This is a genomic window from Pseudomonas flavescens, assembly GCF_013408425.1.
Classification (GTDB): Bacteria; Pseudomonadota; Gammaproteobacteria; order Pseudomonadales; family Pseudomonadaceae; genus Aquipseudomonas; species Aquipseudomonas fulva_A.
The window spans coordinates 3,422,378-3,442,491 of record NZ_JACBYV010000001.1; the positions used below are offsets into that span (position 1 = coordinate 3,422,378).

General features: G+C 61.9%; 18 protein-coding genes. 10 read left to right on the top strand and 8 right to left on the bottom strand.

Annotated features, from left to right (window positions below; genetic code table 11):
• Positions 1-61: 61 nt before the first annotated feature.
• Both FHR27_RS15285 and FHR27_RS15290 read left to right on the top strand, forming a co-directional pair.
• Positions 62-796 (top strand): SDR family NAD(P)-dependent oxidoreductase, encoded by a 735-nt coding sequence (locus FHR27_RS15285; protein ID WP_042555379.1) that lies wholly within the window; start codon positions 62-64, stop codon positions 794-796.
• Positions 797-844: 48 nt separating this feature from the next.
• Positions 845-1,522, top strand: coding sequence for a GntR family transcriptional regulator (locus tag FHR27_RS15290; RefSeq protein WP_179538982.1), 678 nt, complete (start codon positions 845-847; stop codon positions 1,520-1,522).
• 109 nt (positions 1,523-1,631) lie between these two features.
• Here FHR27_RS15290 and FHR27_RS15295 read toward each other — a convergent pair whose 3' ends face one another.
• The 6 genes from FHR27_RS15295 to kdgD (FHR27_RS15320) form a co-directional block, all read right to left on the bottom strand.
• The gene (locus FHR27_RS15295; protein WP_179538983.1) at positions 1,632-2,564 is read right to left on the bottom strand and encodes a 2-hydroxyacid dehydrogenase; all 933 of its coding nucleotides are present in this window, start codon (positions 2,562-2,564) and stop codon (positions 1,632-1,634) included.
• Positions 2,565-2,656: 92 nt separating this feature from the next.
• The gene (gene garD, locus FHR27_RS15300) at positions 2,657-4,213 is read right to left on the bottom strand and encodes a galactarate dehydratase (RefSeq protein ID WP_179538984.1); all 1,557 of its coding nucleotides are present in this window, start codon (positions 4,211-4,213) and stop codon (positions 2,657-2,659) included.
• A 74-nt stretch (positions 4,214-4,287) separates the two neighbouring features.
• On the bottom strand, positions 4,288-5,640 hold the full coding sequence (locus FHR27_RS15305) for an MFS transporter (protein ID WP_179538985.1): 1,353 nt from the start codon (positions 5,638-5,640) through the stop codon (positions 4,288-4,290).
• Between the two features lie 417 nt (positions 5,641-6,057).
• Positions 6,058-7,101, bottom strand: coding sequence for a LacI family DNA-binding transcriptional regulator (locus FHR27_RS15310; protein ID WP_179538986.1), 1,044 nt, complete (start codon positions 7,099-7,101; stop codon positions 6,058-6,060).
• A 336-nt stretch (positions 7,102-7,437) separates the two neighbouring features.
• Positions 7,438-8,349 carry a 5-dehydro-4-deoxyglucarate dehydratase gene (kdgD, locus tag FHR27_RS15315; protein WP_042555373.1) on the bottom strand — a complete coding sequence of 304 codons (912 nt, stop codon included), beginning with the start codon at positions 8,347-8,349 and terminating at the stop codon, positions 7,438-7,440.
• Between the two features lie 628 nt (positions 8,350-8,977).
• Positions 8,978-9,889 carry a 5-dehydro-4-deoxyglucarate dehydratase gene (kdgD, locus tag FHR27_RS15320; protein ID WP_042555372.1) on the bottom strand — a complete coding sequence of 304 codons (912 nt, stop codon included), beginning with the start codon at positions 9,887-9,889 and terminating at the stop codon, positions 8,978-8,980.
• A gap of 599 nt (positions 9,890-10,488) precedes the next feature.
• Between kdgD (FHR27_RS15320) and FHR27_RS15325 the strand changes: the two genes are divergently transcribed.
• The 6 genes from FHR27_RS15325 to FHR27_RS15350 all read left to right on the top strand — a co-directional run bounded on the left by FHR27_RS15325 (position 10,489) and on the right by FHR27_RS15350 (position 16,215).
• Positions 10,489-11,316, top strand: a complete 828-nt coding sequence (locus FHR27_RS15325) for an NAD-dependent epimerase/dehydratase family protein (protein ID WP_179538987.1) — start codon at positions 10,489-10,491, stop codon at positions 11,314-11,316.
• 39 nt (positions 11,317-11,355) lie between these two features.
• A complete protein-coding gene (locus FHR27_RS15330) occupies positions 11,356-12,249 on the top strand; it encodes an SMP-30/gluconolactonase/LRE family protein (protein WP_179538988.1) in 894 nt (297 codons plus the stop codon).
• 88 nt (positions 12,250-12,337) lie between these two features.
• Positions 12,338-13,312, top strand: a complete 975-nt coding sequence (locus FHR27_RS15335; RefSeq protein WP_179538989.1) for a TRAP transporter substrate-binding protein — start codon at positions 12,338-12,340, stop codon at positions 13,310-13,312.
• Positions 13,313-13,375: 63 nt separating this feature from the next.
• Positions 13,376-13,903, top strand: a complete 528-nt coding sequence (locus tag FHR27_RS15340) for a TRAP transporter small permease (protein ID WP_042555368.1) — start codon at positions 13,376-13,378, stop codon at positions 13,901-13,903.
• The gene (locus FHR27_RS15345) at positions 13,904-15,184 is read left to right on the top strand and encodes a TRAP transporter large permease (RefSeq protein WP_179538990.1); all 1,281 of its coding nucleotides are present in this window, start codon (positions 13,904-13,906) and stop codon (positions 15,182-15,184) included.
• A 119-nt stretch (positions 15,185-15,303) separates the two neighbouring features.
• Positions 15,304-16,215, top strand: a complete 912-nt coding sequence (locus tag FHR27_RS15350) for an EamA family transporter (protein WP_179538991.1) — start codon at positions 15,304-15,306, stop codon at positions 16,213-16,215.
• 83 nt (positions 16,216-16,298) lie between these two features.
• Here FHR27_RS15350 and FHR27_RS15355 read toward each other — a convergent pair whose 3' ends face one another.
• Positions 16,299-17,054: a FadR/GntR family transcriptional regulator gene (locus FHR27_RS15355; RefSeq protein WP_042556272.1), complete on the bottom strand. Its 756-nt coding sequence runs from the start codon at positions 17,052-17,054 to the stop codon at positions 16,299-16,301.
• Between the two features lie 115 nt (positions 17,055-17,169).
• On the opposite strand from FHR27_RS15355, the gene FHR27_RS15360 reads away from it, so the two are divergent.
• Both FHR27_RS15360 and FHR27_RS15365 read left to right on the top strand, forming a co-directional pair.
• On the top strand, positions 17,170-18,042 hold the full coding sequence (locus FHR27_RS15360) for an aldose 1-epimerase (RefSeq protein ID WP_179538992.1): 873 nt from the start codon (positions 17,170-17,172) through the stop codon (positions 18,040-18,042).
• 214 nt (positions 18,043-18,256) lie between these two features.
• Entirely contained in the window at positions 18,257-18,475 is a 219-nt protein-coding gene (locus FHR27_RS15365) for a hypothetical protein (RefSeq protein WP_042556287.1), read from the top strand.
• Positions 18,476-18,529: 54 nt separating this feature from the next.
• Here the strand turns inward: FHR27_RS15365 and FHR27_RS15370 are convergent, their stop codons facing one another.
• Positions 18,530-20,014 (bottom strand): helicase HerA-like domain-containing protein, encoded by a 1,485-nt coding sequence (locus tag FHR27_RS15370; RefSeq protein ID WP_179538993.1) that lies wholly within the window; start codon positions 20,012-20,014, stop codon positions 18,530-18,532.
• Positions 20,015-20,114: the final 100 nt, after the last annotated feature.

The window sequence follows — 20,114 nt, forward strand, 5'->3', positions numbered from 1 at the left end:
TGAGCCATGATCCATCCAGGCAGTAGTGCCTGAACATGCCTTCTATTCCGGGAGATACGCCATGAGCGATCAGAAAACGCTGCTGCTGACCGGCGCCAGCCGTGGCATCGGCCATGCCACGGTGAAGCATTTCAACGCGGCCGGTTGGCGGGTATTCACCGCCTCGCGACATGACTGGGTGGCTGAATGCCCGTGGGCGGAAGGCAAGCTCAACCATATCCATCTGGATCTGGAAGACATCGAGCACCTTGAAGAAAGCCTGCCGCTGATCCGCGAAAAGCTCGGCGGGCGCCTGGATGCGCTGGTCAACAATGCCGGCGTATCGCCCAAGGGCGAAGAAGGCCAGCGCCTCGGTGTGCTGGCCAGCGACTACGCGACCTGGATCCAGGTGTTCAACGTCAACCTGTTCTCCACCGCCCTGCTCGCCCGCGGCCTGTTCGAAGAGCTGAAGGCAGCCAAGGGCAGCATCATCAACGTCACCTCCATCGCCGGTTCACGGGTGCACCCTTTCGCCGGGTCGGCCTACGCAGCCTCCAAAGCCGCCCTTTCCGCCCTGACCCGCGAGATGGCTCATGAATTCGGCTGCCACGGCGTGCGGGTCAATGCCATCGCGCCGGGGGAGATCGACACCTCGATTCTTTCCTCGGGTACCGAACTGATCGTCGAGCGCGACATTCCCATGCACCGCCTGGGCAAACCCGAAGAAGTGGCGTCGCTGGTACATTTTCTGTGCACCTCGGGCGCAGGTTACGTGAACGGTGCGGAGATTCACGTCAATGGCGGGCAGCACGTGTGAGGCGGCCGGAGTAGAATCCGCCTGCGACCCGCTGCACAAGAGAACGCCATGAAGTACCCCATCGAAGGCCTCAGCCACGCCTACCTCGGCAGTGGCGTTTATGCACTGCTGCGCGAGGCACTGATCACCGGCCGCTTCCGGCCTGATGACCGTCTGCGCATACGCGATCTGGCCGAACAGCTGGGGACCAGCGTCACCCCGGTGCGCGACGCCATTCTGCAACTGGCCAAGGAGAAGGCCCTGGTCCTCAGAACGCCGCGAGATATCCGCGTGCCGGTACTGAGCCAGGAACAGTACGCCGAGATCCGCAGTATCCGTCTGGCGCTGGAAGGCCTGGCGGCGGAAACCGCAGCCGGCAAGGTGACGGCCGAGCAGTTGCAGATGCTGGAAGGCAATGTTCGCGACAATCTGCAAGCCGTGCACAGCGGTGAACTGGTCGCCGCGCTGAAGCTCAATCAGGCTTTTCATTTTGCCTTGGCAGATATTGCCGGCATGCCGCTGCTGCGCGATGTGCTCGATAGCCTGTGGATGCGCACCGGCCCACTGATCGCCCTGGCCTATGGCGACTTCAACGAGCGCATGGCCATCGAGCATCATTGGGAAGTGCTGCGTGCATTGCAAAAAGGCGACGGCGCGGCGGCGCGCCAGGCGATCTGCACCGATATTCTCGATGGCAATCAGAAGATGATGGAATTCATCGCTCAGCGCGAAGCCACGGTGATCTGAGAACCGGTGCGCTCGTGGCGCACCGGGTGACGCTCAAGGGTAAGAACCGCGGTCAGGCTTGTGGCCCGGCGCGTATAAGCGAGGCCGCCGAGGCGACCCGCCTATTCGGTCAGAGCGCGGTGACCAGCTCACCACGCTCTATAAAGGCATCGAGATTATCGAACACCAGGTTCTCCATGGCCAGCCGGGTTTCCTCGGTGGCACTGCCGACGTGGGGCAACAGCACCACGTTGGGCATCTCGAACAAGGCTTCGGGCACCCGCGGCTCATCTTCGAACACGTCCAATCCTGCACCGCCCAAGGTCCCTGCCTGCAGCGCAGCGACCAGCGCCAGCTCATCGATGACGCTGCCGCGGGCGATGTTCACGACGATACCTTGCGGGCCAAGCGCCTCGAGCACCGCGGCATCGATCAGGTGATGGGTCGACGCCCCACCCGGACAGGCCAGCACCAGAAAATCCGCCCAACCTGCCAAGGCCTTGAGATCGGCCTCGTAGCCATAGTCGGTGGTCGGATCGGGACGGCGATTGTGGTAGCGGATGTCCATGTCGAAACCCGCAGCACGCTTGGCGATGTCCTTGCCGATCCGCCCGAAGCCGACGATACCCAGCTTCTTGCCACTGACCTTGCGGGTCAGCGGGTACTGGCCCTTGAGCCATTTGCCCTGACGCACATGCTGATCGGAAGCGGAAAACTGCCGTGCGGTGTCGATGATCAGGCCGATGGCGGTGTCGGCGACGCATTCGTTGAGCACATCCGGCGTGGTGCTGATCGGAATGCCCCGCGCTTTCGCCTCATCGACGGCAATCGAATCGTAGCCGACACCGAAACTGCAGATGGCCCGCAGGTTGGGCATCTGCGCCAGTTGCTCGGCCGAGCAACCGTAACGGGCCGAAGTGACCACGATGTCGATATCGGCACCGTGCTCGGCGAGATAATCCTTGGGCTGTTCCCAGAGGCGGGTCAGCGAGTAGTCGCGCTGCAGGCGCTCGTTGAAACGATTCGGGAAGCGACCGACCTGAAGCACGTTGGGGCGACTCATGCAGCTCTCCTGTAATGGCGATCAAAGAACCGATGATACCTGCCACGACGCTCAGGGAAGCACCGAGGCAGGCATCTCTGTCCGGTAATCGGTCAGGTCACTGGAGCGGGGTTGAAGAGAACGAGGTCGTTGTGCAGACGATGCTTCTCCGCCCAAGTCTGCTTCTTACCGCTGGCGACATCCAGGTAGAGCTGGAAAATGTGCCAGCCCATTTCATCGAGGGTCATGCGCCCCGAAGTGATCTGCCCGGCATCGACGTCGATCAGATCCGGCCAGCGCTCCGCCAGTTGCGTACGGGTAGCCACCTTGATCACCGGCACCATGGACAGGCCATAGGGGGTACCGCGACCAGTGGTGAAGATGTGCAGGTTCATACCGGCCGCCAGTTGCAGCGTGCCGCAGATGAAATCACTGGCCGGGGTGGCGCAGAAGTACAGGCCCTTGCCACGAATTCGCTCACCCGGGGAGACGACCCCGGCAATCGGGCTGTTGCCGGACTTGGCAATGGAGCCCATGGCCTTTTCGACGATGTTGTTGAGGCCGCCCTTCTTGTTGCCTGGCGTGGTGTTGGCGCTGCGATCGGCCATGCCGCGTTCCAGATAACGGTCGTACCAGTCCATCTCATGAATCAGCGCATCGGCGATTTCGGTGGTCGCGGCCCGCGGGGTGAGCAGATGGATGCCGTCACGCACTTCGGTGTTTTCCGAGAACATCACGGTGGCGCCAGCGCGCACCAGCAGGTCCGAGGCCACGCCAAGGGCCGGGTTGGCGGTGATACCGGAGAACGCGTCACTGCCGCCGCACTGCATGCCGACCACCAGCTCGGAGGCCGGTACGGTTTCCCGGCGACGCTGATCGAGCACCTTCAGGCGCGTCTCGATCATCGCCATGATTTCTTCGACCATGCCGACGAAGCCGGTGCTGGAGTCCTGCAGACGGAACAGCCACTCCTCCTCTTGCATGCCGTTGGTGAGCTGGTCGCCATCCATCAACTGGTTGGCCTGCAGCTTTTCGCAGCCCAGGCTGATCACCAGCGCCTGGCCACCGAGGTTGGGATTGCGGCTGATGTTGTAGAGGGTGCGAATGGGCACCACGGCGTCCGGCGCGTTGATCGCCACGCCACAGCCATAGCTGTGCGACAGCGCCACCACATCGTCGACGTTGGGGTATTTGGGAAGGATTTCCTTGCGCACGCGGTCGACGCAATGGTCGAGCACGCCGACCACGCACTGCACGGTGGTGGTCACGCCGAGGATGTTGCGCGTGCCGACGGTGCCGTCCGGGTTGCGGAAGCCTTCGAATGTGTAGCCTTCCAGCGGCGCGGGCACCGGGGCCTTGATCGTCGCCTTGGGCAGGTTGTCCAGCACCGGCGGCTCGGGCATGCGCAGCACCGCCTCGGTCACCCAGGTGCCAGCGGCGATGGGGTTCAGGGCATAGCCGATCACCTCACCATAACGCACCACGTTGCCACCTTCGGGAATCGCCACCAGCGACACCTTGTGGCTCTGCGGAATGCCCTCCAGCGCCTCCAGGCCATCGGCGAAACGGCCACCGGCCGCCACCCCCTGTTCATTGACCACTACGCCGACGTTGTCGTCGGCGTGCAGGCGGATGTAACGCGGGGAGTCCAGATGTTGAATGAGATCCATGGGGCTAATCCTTTTCTTGTTGTAAGACACGTTCATGGCTTCGCCTGCCGGTGCCAGGCGAAGCCATGAGGGACTCAGGTCGCCGGAGCAGGCGAAGCCTGATCGTTGAGCGCCTGGCCGTTTTCATCCTTCAGCACGACACGCTTGATCGGGCCGACGATGAACAGGTAGCTGCAGACCGCGACCAGTGCGTTGGCGCCGACGTACACCAGTGCCCACTTGAACGAGCCGGTGGCGCTGATGATGTAGCCGATGACGATCGGGGTAGTGATCGAAGCGATGTTGCCGAAGGTGTTGAACAGGCCGCCGGACAGGCCAGCGATCTGCTTGGGCGAAGTATCCGATACCACGGCCCAACCGAGGGCCCCGAGACCTTTACCAAAGAATGCGAGGGTCATGAACCCGACGACCATCCACTCGGCCGACACGTAGTTGCACAGCACCATGCTGGTCGACAGCATCAGGCCGCAGACGATCGGCAACTTGCGCGCCAGGGTCAGGCTGTGGCCGCGACGCAGCAGCCAGTCGGAAATCACCCCGCCCAGCACACCGCCGATGAAGCCCATGATCGCTGGCAAGGAGGCGATGATGCCGGCCTTGAGAATGGTCATGCCGCGCTCCTGCACCAGGTACACGGGGAACCAGGTGAGGAAGAAATAGGTGATGGCATTGATGCAGTACTGGCCCAGATAGACACCGACCATCATGCGGTTGGTGAGCAACTGGGTGATGTAGTTCCACTTCGGACCACCGCTGCCCTTCGCCTGATCCATATCGACCAGCCCACCGTTGTTGGCGATGTACTCGACCTCGGCAGCGCTGACGCTCGGGTGCTCCTTGGGGTTGTAGATGGTTTTCATCCACACGCCGGCGAAGACGATGCCCAGTACGCCCATGACCACGAACACGTGCTCCCAGCCGTAGGTGTAGACGATCCAGCCCATCAGCGGTGCGAACAGCGCGGTGGCGAAATACTGCGCCGAGTTGAAGATGGCCGATGCCGTGCCCCGTTCCGCCGTCGGGAACCAGGCGGCGACGATACGGGCGTTACCCGGGAACGAAGGCGCTTCGGCGAAGCCGACCATGAAGCGCAATACGAACAGGGTCACCACGGCCCAGGCGACCGGCATCATGCCGACGAAGCCCTGCAGCAGAGTGAACAGCGACCAGATGAAGATGCCAGCGGCATACACGCGCTTGGAGCCGAAACGGTCGAGCAGCCAACCACCCGGGATCTGCCCGATCACATAGGCCCAGCCGAAGGCCGAGAAGATGTAGCCAAGGGTGATCGCATCGATGCCGAGATCCTTCTGCATGCTGGAGCCAGCGATGGAGATGGTGGCGCGGTCGGCGTAGTTGATGGTGGTTACCAGAAACAGCATCAGCAGTATCAGGTAACGGACGTGGGTTTTCTTCGTGTCTCCCATGGAGATCTCACCTCAGTGTTATTTTTATTACTGAAAAGGTTCTTATCAGGCACGTGCGGGCGTACCAGCCGCCTTGGGGCGGGGATCATCAAGTTTTGAACGAGGTTGTACTTGGCGCGCTAGCTCGTGGCGGCAGCCGTCATGACACCCGGATCGGATCTCAGGACGTTGGGCGCAGACAAGGACGGTCGGACGCAGCCCGTTTTGGGGCTTGGGGAGGACGTGCGGATACTGTTTTTCACGGTTTTATTATCCTTATTGGCTGACGGCGCCTGGCACGGTGACGGCAATCGATGATTGCGCAATCAATCCGGCAGTGAACATGGCACCACGCAGTTCGCTACACAGTCGACTTTACTATGATTGCGCAATCATTCAAGCAATTTCTTGTTACGTTGTCAGTTGTCTGATGAGAGGTCAGGTAGTAGAGCGGTCGACCAGCGTGAAACCGGTATCCACACGCACGGGAGCCTGCTCGCCAGCATCGCGAAAGCGCTGCAACAGTGCGTTGGCGACCTGCTTGCCCATACGCGCGCCGTCGACGTTCACCGTCGACAGCGCCGGATGCAGGTGCGCTGCGCTGGACAGATCACCAAAGCCCATCACCGCCAACTGCCCGGGAACCTCGATGCCGCGGCTCGCCGCCTCGGCCAGGATGCCCTGGGCCACGGTGTCCGAACTGCAGACGATCACCTGCGGCTGATGACCGTCGGCAAGCAACTGGCGCAACCCTTCCCGCCCGCTTTGCAGCGTGGCGGGCGCGCCAAGCACCGCCATGGGTACTTCATCGACCCCCAGCTCCTTGAGCTGCGCGATCACGCTGTTGCCACGTCTGAAGGCCCGGGAGTCGTCCACAGAGACGATGGCAAAGCGTCGATAGCCCTTGCCGTGCAGATGATTGGCGAGCGCCTGGCCGACCTTTTCGTGGGAGAAGCCCACCTGCATGTCGATGGGAGACGCGCCCAGATCCCAGGCCTCGACCACGGGAATGCCCGCGGCCTGCAAACGCAGCCGACTCTCCTCGGTGTGCAACGTGCCGGTCAGCACGATGCCGTCGGGGCGCCGCCCCAGCACCGCGCCGAGCAGCCGCTCTTCCTGCTCGGCGGAATAGCCGGTGAGGCCGATCATGGTCTGGTAGCCGGCGGCAGTCAGGTGATCCATCAGCGACTGTACGGTCTCGGCGAAGATCGAGTGAGCGATGGTCGGCACGAAGATGGCGATCAACCGACTCTTGTTCGACGCCAGACCACCGGCCAGCATGTTCGGCACGTAACCGGTCACCCGCACCGCTTCGAGTACCTTCTTGCGCGCATCCTCGCTGACCACCTCGGGCCGGTGCAGCGCGCGCGATACGGTGATCGGCGAAACGCCAGCGACCTTGGCCACATCGATCAGGGTAACGCTCGCGCCCTTGTTCGCCGGGGCAGCAGAAGATGAGGAGCGAGAGGATTTCTTTGCCATGACGGGCCGTGGGTTATGCAAGAGAAGCCGCATCTTAACCAGCGGACAGGGCAGTAACTAGGGTCTGTTGACGTTTAAACGCGAGCCGCGTTGCCGCGAGAAATCTCGCCAGGCCGGGCGGCGATCCGCTAGGCGGAGGACGCAGGGAATGGCTGTTCCCTTGCCAAGTCCTCCAACAGCGCATGGCGAGATTTCTCGCGCAACCCACAGGGCCGGCGCGGCCGTGCGTAAAACGTCAACAGACCCTAGACACAGCTGTAGTCGGGTGTTGCTCCCGAATGCAAAAAGCCCGGGCACGAGGCCCGGGCTTTCTGGGTGCCTGCGAAGGCGAGTCGCTTACTGAGCGCCCTGGGCGTCGATCAGCGCAGCCAGTTTCTCGTACTCGGCCGGCAACAGGTCGGTCAGCGGCGCACGGACCGGGCCGGCGTCGTAGCCGGCGATCTTGGCGCCAGCCTTGACGATGCTGACCCCGTAACCGGCTGTCAGGTTGCGGATATCCAGGTACGGCAGGAAGAAGTCATCGATGATCTTGCCAACGGTGGCGTGATCTTCACGAGCGATCGCGTGGTAGAACTCCATCGCAGTCTTCGGAATGAAGTTGAACACCGCCGACGAGTAAACCGGTACGCCCAGCGCCTTGTAAGCAGCGGCATAGACCTCAGCGGTCGGCAGGCCGCCCAGGTAGGTGAGACGATCACCCAGGCGACGGCGGATCGAGACCATCAGTTCGATGTCGCCCAGGCCGTCCTTGTAACCGATCAGGTTCGGGCAACGCTCGGCCAGTTGCTCCAGCAACGGAGCGGTCAGGCGGCAGACGTTACGGTTGTAGACCACCACACCGATCTTCACCGATTTGCAGACCTGCTCGACGTGGGCGGCAACGCCTTCCTGCGAGGCCTCGGTCAGGTAATGCGGCAGCAGCAGCAGACCTTTGGCGCCCAGGCGCTCGGCTTCCTGTGCGTACTGGATGGCCTGGCGAGTGGAACCACCCACGCCAGCGAGGATTGGCACGCTACCGGAGCAGGTGTCGACGGCGGTCTTGATGACGGACGAGTATTCGTCGGCAGCCAGGGAGAAGAACTCACCGGTACCGCCTGCCGCGAACAGAGCGGTGGCGCCGTACGGGGCCAGCCACTCGAGGCGACGCACGTAGCCGGCCGGGTTGAATTCACCAGCGGCATCGAAGTCGGTCAGCGGGAAGGACAGCAGGCCGGAGGAGAGGACGGTTTTTAGTTCTTGTGGAGTCATTCTTCTTACACCCTTGGATGAGGACATGGAGGCCGTTACCGGCAACTGAAGTCATACGTTATCGTACAACTACATATATTCCAAGCCCTCGGAAGCTTTTTTCTACGAGTTGCACCGTTTGAGGGCAATGCATGGAAATTCAAAGAAATGGCTAAGTCCAGGAAATACGCGGGGAAAATCAGCTATTAAATTGGGAATGTCATGCCTTGGATGGGTGGAAAGCCGCTTTCTAGCAGAAAGAATTCCCACCAACCCGCCTCTTCAAGGAGAGTGAATGCCAGACAAGTCGTACGATGACGTAGAGAAATAACAGATCAACTGGTGGGCTGTAACGGATCGCCGCCCGCCCCCCCCCTACGGCTCCCACCCTCCTCGCAGGGTCGACTGCGCGGCCCCCTACTGCGCTATCGCAATAATGGACAAAAAGCGCGTCTACCCCCCCTCGTAGGGTGGGGCTTCAGCCCACCATTGGCGCGTGACCGTCCCACAATGGATGACTGCCCTCTGTAACACCCGTCAGACCACCAATGGCCTAGCTATCTATGGATTACCGACCACAGCATGAATAATTGCCCCGAACGCAAAAGCCCAGGCACTAGGCCTGGGCTTTTGTTTTCGAGCCGGTTGCTTACTGAGCGCCTTGCGCCTTGATCAGCGCAGCCAGTTGCTCGTATTCGCCGGGCAGCAGATCGGTCAGCGGAGCGCGGACCGGGCCTGCGTCGTAACCGGAGATCTTGGCGCCAGCCTTGACGATGCTCACGGCGTAGCCGGACTTGCGATTGCGGATGTCCAGGTACGGCAGGAAGAAGTCGTCGATGATCTTGGCGACGGTGGCGTGATCGTCCTTGGCAATGGCGTGGTAGAAGTCCATCGCGGTTTTCGGGATGAAGTTGAACACCGCCGACGAATAGACCGGTACGCCCAGTGCCTTGTAGGCAGCGGCATAGACTTCAGCGGTCGGCAGACCGCCGAGGTAGCTGAAGCGATCGCCGAGACGACGGCGAATCGAGACCATCAGCTCGATGTCGCCCAGACCGTCCTTGTAGCCGATCAGGTTCGGGCAACGCTCGGCCAACTGCTCCAGCAGCGGAGCGGTCAGGCGGCAGACGTTACGGTTGTAGACCACCACACCGATCTTCACCGATTTGCAGACCTGCTCGACGTGGGCGGCAACGCCTTCCTGCGACGCTTCGGTCAGGTAGTGCGGCAGCAGCAGCAGGCCCTTGGCGCCAAGGCGCTCGGCTTCCTGGGCGTACTGGATGGCCTGGCGAGTGGAACCGCCCACGCCAGCGAGGATTGGCACGCTACCGGCGCAAGTGTCGACGGCGGTCTTGATGACGGACGAGTACTCGTCGGCAGCCAGGGAGAAGAATTCACCGGTACCGCCAGCCGCGAACAGAGCGGTGGCGCCGTACGGGGCCAGCCACTCGAGGCGGCGCACGTAACCTTCGGGATTGAATTCGCCTTGGGCATCGAAATCGGTCAGCGGGAAAGACAGCAGACCGGAGGAGAGGACGGATTTTAATTCTTGTGGGGTCATTCTTCGAACACCTGTAGCGCGTATGGAAATGGAGCAGCCTTGGCTGTTAGAGATACGTTATCGTACGACATTATTGAAAGCCATACTTTTCTCTTCACTTACCTACAGAGCCCTCTACATGGGGCGCTACGTGCAACGCTCAGGCGCTGCGACAGGCAGCGGAAGTATTTTTGGGGCGCCGTCATATGACAACCCTCTGCGCCCTCCTCCATCCATAAATGTCGCCAAACGTCCGATGCTGCCGCCAGGTATCGCTTCGCTCAAGCCAGGCGGCCGTCTCGCCACGCGTTTTTTCGCCGCCGCGCTGGCCCGCTCGGGATAACTGGCCGGCCACCAGGACGGCGTACCAATGATAACGTCATCAGACAACCTTAGACTTAAGCAGGGTGCCAGCGGTCGCCAAGCCCACTCCCACAACGTAGGAGAGCAAGCCGTCTATTCTGCCCATTACAGCCCTATCAAGTGCCACAATGAAGCAATATTCTTGTTAGGTGAGCGCGTTGACAAACGATTCGAGGGATGCCGATAATCCCGTAATGTCATACGACAACAGATGACAATCTCTAAATAACAACAAGCAGAGAACAGGCCTTCCGCCCATGACTACGACTTCCAACGCCCCAGTACCCTTCAATCGCCTGCTGCTCACCGGCGCAGCCGGCGGGCTGGGCAAGGTACTGCGCGAACGTCTGCAGCCCCTGACCAAGATCCTGCGTCTCTCGGACATCGTCGAAATGGCGCCGGCCGAAGGTGAGCACATCGAGATTCAGCTCTGCGATCTGGCTGACAAGCAGGCCGTTCATCAGCTCGTTGAAGGTGTCGATGCGATCCTGCATTTCGGTGGGGTGTCGGTGGAACGTCCGTTCGAGGAAATCCTCGGCCCGAACATCAGCGGCGTGTTCCACATCTACGAAGCCGCTCGCCGCCACGGCGTCAAACGCGTGATCTTCGCCAGCTCCAACCATGTCATCGGCTTCCACAAACAGACCGACACCATCGACGCCAGCGCTGCGCGCCGTCCGGATGGTTACTACGGTCTGTCGAAGTCCTACGGCGAAGACATGGCCAGCTTCTATTTCGACCGCTACGGTATCGAGACCGTCAGCATTCGCATCGGCTCCTCGTTCACCGAGCCGCTCAACCGCCGCATGATGAGCACCTGGCTGAGCTACGACGACCTGGTGCAACTGATCGAGCGCGGCCTCACCACTCCGAATGTCGGCCACACCGTGGTCTACGGCGCTTCGGCGAACAAGACCGTGTGGTGGGACAACAGCAAGGCCGCTCACCTGGGCTTCCAGCCCAAGGACAGCTCCGAAGTATTCCGCGACAAGGTCGAGGCACAGCCACCCGTGGCGGCAGACGACCCGAACGCCCTGTATCACGGCGGCGCCTTCACGGCAGCCGGCCCGTTCGGCGACGACTGACACCTCGCATCCTCGATAACAATAAAAAAGAGGTCGGACATGCCCAAGCAAGCCGAACTGATTCTCGATGCACGCAACAGCGTGGGTGAAAGCCCGGTGTGGAGCGTGCAGGATCAGGCCCTTTACTGGGCCGACATCCCCAACAAGCGCCTGTACCGCTGGAACCTGGCCGACGCCACCACGCAAAGCTGGGAAGCGGACGAGATGCTCGCCTGCATCGCCCGACACGGCGACGGCAGCTGGATAGCCGGCATGGAAAGCGGCATCTTCCAGCTGACTGCCGGTGACGATGGGCGGCTCAGCGGCGAACGCCTGATCGACGTCAACCATGCCCGCGAGGGGATGCGCTTCAACGACGGTCGCAGTGACCGCCAGGGCCGTTTCTGGGCAGGCAGCATGCTCCTGGACATGGCGGCAGGCGCCAGCGTCGGCGCCCTGTATCGCTATGACGGCGCCGGGCAAAGCACCCTCCCGGTGCTGCTCGATGACCTGATCGTCCCCAATGGCCTGGGTTTCAGCCCGGACGGCCGCACGATGTATCTGTCCGACTCGCACCCGTCGGTGCAGCTCATCTGGGCGTTCGATTACGACACCGACAGCGGCACGCCGCATAACCGCCGCCTGTTCGTCGACATGAACGACTACCCCGGTCGCCCTGATGGCGCTGCCGTGGATGCCGATGGTTGCTACTGGATCTGCGGCAACGATGCCGGCCTGATTCACCGTTTCACCCCAGCCGGTCGCCTCGATCGCTCGCTGGAAGTACCGGTGAAGAAGCCGACCATGTGCGCCTTCGGCGGCGCCAACCTCGACACCCTGTACGTCACTTCGATTCGCCCGGGCGGCAACCTGGACGATCAACCTCTGGCCGGTGGCGTTTTCGCCCTGCAGCCAGGCGTCAGTGGCCTTGAAGAAACACCGTTTCAGTCCTGATTACCAACCCCCCGGGAACCCGTGATCCGACGGGCCACCCTGGCGCTTCATAACGCTGCACACCAACAACAACAAAATGGAGTTTCACATGAACCTCAAGCGCAAGTTGCTCATCGCCGCACTCCCGCTGGCCATCGGCCTGTCGAGCCTGGCTCAGGCTGCGACCACCCTGAAGATGGCTGAGATCCATCCCGCCGGTTACCCGACCGTAGTGGCCATGGAAAACCTCGGCAAGAAACTCGAAGAAGCCACCAACGGCGAGATCAAGTACCGCATGTTCGCCGGCGGCGTACTGGGTTCGGAAAAAGAAGTCATCGAACAGACTCAGATCGGTGCCGTGCAGATCACCCGTGTGAGCCTTGGCTCGGTGGGCCCTGTGGTACCGGATACCAACGTGTTCAACATGCCGTTCGTGTTCCGCGACGTCGACCACATGCGCAAAGTCATCGACGGCGACGTCGGTCAGGAGATCCTCGACAAGATCACCGCTTCCGAATTCAACATGGTCGGTCTGGCGTGGATGGATGGCGGCAGCCGCAGCATCTACACCAAGAAGCCGGTTCGCAAGATCGAAGACCTCAAGGGCATGAAGATCCGCGTGATCGGCAACCCGCTGTTCATCGATACCCTCAACGCCATGGGTGCCAACGGCATCGCCATGGACACCGGTGAAATCTTCAGCGCCCTGCAGACCGGCGTGATCGACGGTGCCGAGAACAACCCGCCTACCCTGCTCGAGCACAACCACTTCCAGTCGGCCAAGTACTACACCCAGACCCATCACCTGATCCTGCCGGAGCCGTTGATGATGTCCAAGACTGCCTGGGAGAAACTGACCCCGGAACAGCAGGCACTGGTCAAGAAGTTCGCCAAGGAAGCACAACTCGAAGAGCGCAAGCTGTGGGACGAGAAGAGCGCAGCCAGCGTCGAGAAACTCAAAGCGGCCGGCGTTGAGTTCATCGAAATCGACACCAAGCCCTTCTATGACGCCACTGCTCCGGTTCGCGAGAAGTACGGCGCACCTTATGTCGAGCTGATCAAGCGCATCGAAGCCGTCAAGTAAACCGATCACTCCGACGAACGCTGTGGCGGCGCGTCCTGCGCCGCCACGCTGTGGTGAAGTCTCATGAAGAATACATTCTTACGCGCCTGTGATGCCCTGTACATGACCTGTATCTGGGTAGCGGGGCTGTCCATCACGGTGATGGCCCTGATCATTCCTTGGGGCATCTTTGCCCGCTACGTACTCGGCGCCGGCTCCAGCTGGCCAGAGCCTGTAGCCATTTTGCTGATGGCACTGTTCACGTTCGTCGGTGCCGCAGCCAGTTACCGCGCTGGGGCGCACATGGCCGTGACTTCCCTGACCGATCGCCTGCCGAAAGCTTGGCATGGCGCAATCACCCTACTGGTGGAACTGCTGATGGCAGCGGTATGCCTGTTCATGCTCATCTGGGGCATCAAACTGTGCATGGCTACCTGGAATCAGTTCCTCGCCTCACTGACATCGGTACGCGTGGGCATGGCCTACTCCCCTATTCCAATCGGTGGTTTCGTGACCCTGATCTTTATCCTCGAAAGACTGTTGTTCGGCGATCAGAGTGGTCGACGAGTGGGCAATTACGAGCATGTTGAAGAAGCCAAGGAGGCCGTGTAAATGGACGCGCTCATCCTGCTTGGTAGTTTCGTCCTGCTGATTCTGCTGCGTATGCCGGTGGCCTATGCGCTGGGTCTGTCTGCGCTGATCGGCGCCTGGTGGATCGACATCCCGCTGCATGCGGTGATGATTTCCGTCACCGGCGGCATCAGCAAGTTCTCACTGCTGGCCATTCCGTTCTTCGTGCTCGCCGGTGCGATCATGGCCGAGGGCGGTATGTCCCGCCGTCTGGTGGCTTTCGCTGGTGTACTGGTAGGTTTCGTCCGCGGTGGCCTGTCGCTGGTCAACATCATGGCCTCGACCTTCTTCGGTGCGATCTCCGGCTCGGCCCTGGCGGATACCGCCTCGGTAGGGTCGGTGATGATTCCGGAAATGGAGCGCAACGGTTATCCGCGCGAATACGCCACCGCCGTAACGGTGAGTGGCTCGGTACAAGCGCTGCTGACCCCGCCGAGCCACAACTCGGTGATCTACTCGCTGGCCGCTGGTGGTACCGTCTCCATCGCCTCGCTGTTCATCGCCGGCATTGGCCCGGGCCTGCTGCTCAGCGCCGTGATGATGGGTCTGTGCATGTTCTTCGCCAAGAAGCGCAACTACCCGAAAGGCGAAGTCATCCCGCTGAAGCAGGCATTGAAGATCTGCATGGATGCCATCTGGGGCCTGTTCACCATGGTGATCATCCTCGGCGGCATCATCTCCGGCATCTTCACGGCCACCGAGTCGGCGGCCATCGCCGTGCTGTGGGCGTTCTTCGTCACCATGTTCATCTACCGTGACTACAAGTGGCGTGACCTGCCCAAGCTGATGCATCGCACGGTACGCACGATCTCGATCGTGATGATCCTGATCGCCTTCGCCGCCAGCTTCGGCTACATCATGACGCTGATGCAGATTCCGTCGAAGATCACCACCGCGTTCATGACCATCTCGGACAACCGCTACGTGATCCTGATGTGCATCAACTTCATGCTGCTGGCTCTGGGCACGGTGATGGACATGGCGCCGCTGATCCTGATCCTCACCCCGATCCTGTTGCCGGTGGTGCTGTCGATCGGTGTCGATCCGGTGCACTTCGGGATGATCATGCTGGTCAACCTGGGTATCGGGCTGATAACGCCACCAGTGGGTGCGGTGCTGTTCGTCGGCGCGGCGATCGGCAAGGTCACCATCGAAAACACCGTGAAAGCACTGCTGCCGTTCTACGCTGCACTGTTCATGGTGCTGATGGCGGTGACCTACATCCCGGCAATTTCGCTGTGGCTGCCTAGCGTCGTACTCTGATACTGCTACACCCGCGGCGGGTCGCGTGCATACGCGACCCGCCGTTTTTTTTAGCGCGGCGAGAACGGCCACCAAACCGTCAGGCGCTCAAGGCTAAACTCGATACGGAAATTGCTGCCATGACGTCCCCTGCCCTGTTTCCCCGCCACATCGCCGTGCTGTTGCTGGCCCTGCTGGCATGCTCCTTCGCCGGCAACCACATCGCTGCACGCATCGCTTTCGACAACGACACCGGCCTGCTGCTTGCGATCCTGTGTCGTTCCGGTGTCACCATGCTGGTGCTGCTGGGCATCGTGCTCTGGCAACGCCAGGCGCTGCAGATGCCACCGGGTGCCTGGCGCTGGCAACTGCTGCTGGGGCTGCTGATCGCCACGCAGAGCATCTGCCTGTACTCGGCCGTGGCGCGCATTCCGGTGGCGCTCGCGTTGCTGATCGGCAATACCTTCCCGATCCTGCTCGCCCTGCTCACCTGGGCGCTGGGCGGCTCGGCACCGACGCGCCGCACGGTGATGCTCATGGGCCTGATTCTGCTTGGCCTGGTGTTCGCCCTGGATCTTCCCGCACGCCTGAGCGCCAGCGAGCCGGCCGGCCCGGAATGGGTGGTCGGAGTCAGCGTGTCGTTCCTCGCCGCCTGCGTATTCGCCTGCGCGCTGTGGATCACCGACCACAAGCTGTCGAGCCTGCGCGGCTCGGTGCGCAGCATGCTGACGTTGATGATCGTGTTCAGCAGCATGGCGCTGGCGGGCAGCGCCGACCTGATTCCTGGCGGCATGAACCTGCCGGGCAACGAGACCGGCTGGATCGCGCTGGGCGCACTGGTGCTGCTCTACGGCATCGCCTTCTGCATGCTGTTCGTCACCGTGCCGCGCCTGAACATGGCCAAGAACGCGCCCGTGATGAACATGGAGCCCATCGCCACGCTACTGTTCGGCTGGCTGCTGCTGGATCAGGTATTGAGCGGTATACAGATGATCGGCGGCGCGATCGTGCTGGCGGGGATCGTTCTACTGACCTATCGCAAGGACGCCTGAGCATCTGCCTGCGATCGGCTGTGCATCGATTTTGCGGCGTTAGAAACAGGCTGGCTCCGCAGCCCGTTTCTGCCTTGCAGGGCTCAGGCCTGCTTGACGACCACTTCAGCGGCCTCGTGGGCCTGACGCAGCCGCTCGCGGCTGTTGGTCAGGTGCAGGCGCATGGCGGCGCGTGCGGCGTCGGAGTCCTGGCGGGCGATGGCTTCGAAGATCTGCTCATGCTCACGCTCGAGGCGCGCCATGTAATGGGCGTGATCGTCATGGGCGATGCGCGCCGAGTTCAGCCGGGTACGCGGAATGATACTGGTGCCCAGATGGCTCATGATATCGGTGAAGTAGCGGTTGCCAGTGGCGTGAGCGATCTGCAGGTGAAACTGGAAATCGGACGACACCGCATCGCTCTCGTGGGCCGCGCCTTCATTCAGCGCATCCAGAGCCTGACGCATGGACGCCAGTTGTTCGGGCGTCCGTCGTTGCGCAGCCAGGCCAGCCGACTCGACTTCCAGGCTGATGCGCAGCTCGAGCACGGCGAGCACTTCACGCAGCGTGACGATGGTCGCGGGGTCGATGCGAAAGCCACCGGGATTGGGCGTATCCAGAACGAAGGTGCCGATGCCATGGCGGGTTTCCACCAGGCCGGAAGCCTGCAACCGCGACAAGGCTTCACGCACGACGGTGCGGCTGACGCCCTGCTCTTCCATGATCGCCGACTCGGTCGGCAACTTTTCGCCACGCTTTATCACCCCATCGCGAATGCGCTCGGACAGCTCCGCGACCAGTTCTTGAGCCAGGCTGCGGTGCTTGCGGCGCGCACGTGGCGGCGTGTTCTGATTTTCCATAGCAATCGATATCGTCTGGGATGGTCAAACTCCATCATATATCAGGCGGTTGTATGATGACACGTTCTTCGTTTATCTCCGGCAAATGACTCGTTAACTGCACAGGTACCGCACTATGCCGCTCGACACATTGCATCTGCAGGATCGCCTCACACACCTCACGCTGGCACCTCGAACCGGCGGCAGTATCGCCAACTGGACGGTCAAGGACGGCGGTCAAGCCTTGCTGCGCCATGCCGATGAAGGAGCCCTGCAGGCCGGCACGCCTCGCCAGCTCGGTTGCTACCCGCTGGCGCCCTGGTCGAACCGCATCACCGAGGGCGGTTTCGACAACCCGCAAGGCTGGCTCGCGCTAGAGGCCAATGCCGACAACTCGGCACTGCCAATCCACGGCAGTGCCTGGCAACAACCCTGGGAGGTGATCGAGCACAGCGACGACTCGGCCCTGTTGCGCCTGGAAAGCCAGACGCCGTTCGCCTATGTCGCAGAGCAACGGATTCGTCTGCACGAAGGCCGCCTGGATATCCAGCTGCAGGTCACCCATATGGCCGAGGCGCCAATGTGGCATGGGCTGGGCCTGCACCCATATTTCCCGCGCACGCCGGCTACCCGCCTGCAAGCCCGCGCGGGGCAGGTATGGAATTGCGACGCGAACAGCCTGCCGACGCAACTGAGCGAACTGCCGGAGCATTGGGACTTCAACGACGAGCGTGATCTGCCGACGCAGCATACCGACAACGCCTTCATCGACTGGAACGGCCAGGCGCGCATTCTGCAGCCCGACGCCGGCTACGCTCTGGAGATCAGCGCCACGGGCAGTGACCTGTACCTGCTGTTCTGCCCGGAACGAAAGCCGTTCTTCTGCTTCGAGCCGGTCAGCCACCCGGTCAATGCTCACCACCTGCCCGGCAGGCCAGGGCTGGTGTTGTTGCACGAGGGACAGAGCCACAGCCTGACGTTCAGCCTGCAGTACCGCACGCTGGCCTGACGCAACCCGGGTCACAACTCGCGGCGGCTTTGCTGGACTTTCGCCGCACGTTGACGATAATCAGCCGCTGCTTCCTGACGTCCAGCTGCGCTAGATGCCAATAGCCGGAACTTTAGTAGGGACAAACGCTTCAAACAGATGTGGCGACCGTATCAGCAAGACCGCCCGGTCTTGCGTTGTCGCCCTTCTCCTATCAGAAACCATGGGTACTATCGTGACGAAAGACGAACTGCGCGCCGAACTCGAGCGCCAGGCGCAGCGTTACAAGGATGTATACGGCGGAGAGGTCATCACTTACGCCGCCCAACCGGATCCGGAACGCAAGCCTTGGCGCAAGCGAGCCAGCCTGCTCGATCAGGCATTCGATAAAGAAATCGAGAAGATCGAGAAGGACTTGTCCAGCAAGGAAGAAGCCAGAGCCGAAAGCGCCTGACCCGCTGACCGGTGCCGGCTGGCGCGCCCGAGCACGCCGCCGGCGGTGCAGTGTTCAGCGTCGCTTCGACGTGGACTTGCCACCCAGCAAAGACCCCAGCACACCGCGAACCAGTTGCCGACCGAGTTGATTGGCGACCTGACGCATGGCGCTTTTCATTGCCTGACCAGCCAACCCGCCGAGGAACTCGCCAGCCACGCTGACAGTGGACGGCGGTGCCTTGCCCGCTTGCACCTGCTCGCTCGCCTGGGTTGCACGGGCGGTCAGGATCTCGTAGGCCGACTCCCGGTCGAATGCCTTGTCGTAGCGCCCCGCCTGCGGTGATTGGCGAATCAGATCTGCACGCTCGCTTGCCTGCAATGGCCCGATACGCGATTGCGGCGGGGCGATGGCGACACGCTGCACCATCGCCGGCGTGCCTTTATCCTCCAGGGTCCCCACCAGCGCCTCACCGATCCCCAGCTCGGTCAGCACCGCAAGGCTGTCGAACGCCGGGTTGGGACGAAAGCCGTCGGCCACCGCGCGCAGCGCCTTCTGTTCCCGGGTGGTGAACGCCCGCAGGCCGTGCTGAATACGCAACCCCAGTTGCGCCAGCACATCGTCCGGCAGGTCTCCCGGCGACTGGGTGACGAAATACACACCGACGCCCTTGGAGCGAATCAGCCGCACGACCTGCTCCAGCCGCCCCTGCAAGGCCTTCGGAGTATCGGCGAAAAGCAGGTGAGCCTCGTCGAAGAACAGCGCCAGAACCGGTTTGTCCGCATCGCCGCGCTCGGGCAGCTGCTCGAACAACTCGGCCAGCAGCCACAGCAGAAAGGTCGCGTAGACCTTGGGCGCTTCGTGAACCAGGCGGCTGGCATCGAGCAGATGAATGCGCCCGCGACCATCACGATCCGGCTGCAGGATGTCTTCGAGCTGCAGCGCCGGCTCACCGAAAAGCGCCTCGCCACCCTGCTGTTCCAGGCTCGCCAAACGCCGCAACAACGCCTGCGCGGAGGTATTGGTGAACAGCGCGCTGTCGGCGCCCAGCACCTGCGGCTGTTCCTTGAGATGAGTCAGCAGGGCTTTGAGGTCTTTCAGGTCGAGCAGCAGCAGGCCTTCACGATCGGCCACCTTGAACGCGGCATACAGCGCCGCCTGCTGGCTGTCGGTGAGTTCGAGCAGCGCGCCGAGCAGAAGCGGGCCCATTTCGCTCAGGGTGGTGCGCAGCGGATGGCCGCTCTGCCCATGCACATCCCACAGGCTGACCGGATAGGCCCTCGGGCTGTGCGCCAGCCAGGGCATGCTGGCGATACGTTCGGCGACCTTTCCCTGAGGAGCCCCGGCGGCGCCGAGGCCACACAGATCGCCCTTCACATCCGCGGCGAAAACAGCGACGCCTGCGTCACTGAAGTTCTCGATCAGACGCTGCAGGGTCACGGTCTTGCCGGTTCCCGTTGCACCCGCGATCAGGCCATGACGGTTGGCCAGACGCAGCGACTGGCCCACTGCCTGGCCATCGCCGCCATCACCCAAAATGAACTGCTGATTCAAAGACATGATTCCGTCCTCTGGACTAAAGCTTTGCTACTTCGATGCCGACATAAACGCCGGGCCATGACCGATCAGCCTTCGCCGATCCTCCGCCCCGCTCCACTCG

Excerpts from the sequence above, each read along its gene's own strand:
- FHR27_RS15285 (WP_042555379.1), top strand. The coding sequence starts at position 62 with ATGAGCGATCAGAAAACGCTGCTGCTGACCGGCGCCAGCCGTGGCATC.
- FHR27_RS15290 (WP_179538982.1), top strand. The coding sequence starts at position 845 with ATGAAGTACCCCATCGAAGGCCTCAGCCACGCCTACCTCGGCAGTGGC.
- FHR27_RS15295 (WP_179538983.1), bottom strand. The coding sequence starts at position 2,564 with ATGAGTCGCCCCAACGTGCTTCAGGTCGGTCGCTTCCCGAATCGTTTC.
- garD (WP_179538984.1), bottom strand. The coding sequence starts at position 4,213 with ATGGATCTCATTCAACATCTGGACTCCCCGCGTTACATCCGCCTGCAC.
- FHR27_RS15305 (WP_179538985.1), bottom strand. The coding sequence starts at position 5,640 with ATGGGAGACACGAAGAAAACCCACGTCCGTTACCTGATACTGCTGATG.
- FHR27_RS15310 (WP_179538986.1), bottom strand. The coding sequence starts at position 7,101 with ATGGCAAAGAAATCCTCTCGCTCCTCATCTTCTGCTGCCCCGGCGAAC.
- kdgD (WP_042555373.1), bottom strand. The coding sequence starts at position 8,349 with ATGACTCCACAAGAACTAAAAACCGTCCTCTCCTCCGGCCTGCTGTCC.
- kdgD (WP_042555372.1), bottom strand. The coding sequence starts at position 9,889 with ATGACCCCACAAGAATTAAAATCCGTCCTCTCCTCCGGTCTGCTGTCT.
- FHR27_RS15325 (WP_179538987.1), top strand. The coding sequence starts at position 10,489 with ATGACTACGACTTCCAACGCCCCAGTACCCTTCAATCGCCTGCTGCTC.
- FHR27_RS15330 (WP_179538988.1), top strand. The coding sequence starts at position 11,356 with ATGCCCAAGCAAGCCGAACTGATTCTCGATGCACGCAACAGCGTGGGT.
- FHR27_RS15335 (WP_179538989.1), top strand. The coding sequence starts at position 12,338 with ATGAACCTCAAGCGCAAGTTGCTCATCGCCGCACTCCCGCTGGCCATC.
- FHR27_RS15340 (WP_042555368.1), top strand. The coding sequence starts at position 13,376 with ATGAAGAATACATTCTTACGCGCCTGTGATGCCCTGTACATGACCTGT.
- FHR27_RS15345 (WP_179538990.1), top strand. The coding sequence starts at position 13,904 with ATGGACGCGCTCATCCTGCTTGGTAGTTTCGTCCTGCTGATTCTGCTG.
- FHR27_RS15350 (WP_179538991.1), top strand. The coding sequence starts at position 15,304 with ATGACGTCCCCTGCCCTGTTTCCCCGCCACATCGCCGTGCTGTTGCTG.
- FHR27_RS15355 (WP_042556272.1), bottom strand. The coding sequence starts at position 17,054 with ATGGAAAATCAGAACACGCCGCCACGTGCGCGCCGCAAGCACCGCAGC.
- FHR27_RS15360 (WP_179538992.1), top strand. The coding sequence starts at position 17,170 with ATGCCGCTCGACACATTGCATCTGCAGGATCGCCTCACACACCTCACG.
- FHR27_RS15370 (WP_179538993.1), bottom strand. The coding sequence starts at position 20,014 with ATGTCTTTGAATCAGCAGTTCATTTTGGGTGATGGCGGCGATGGCCAG.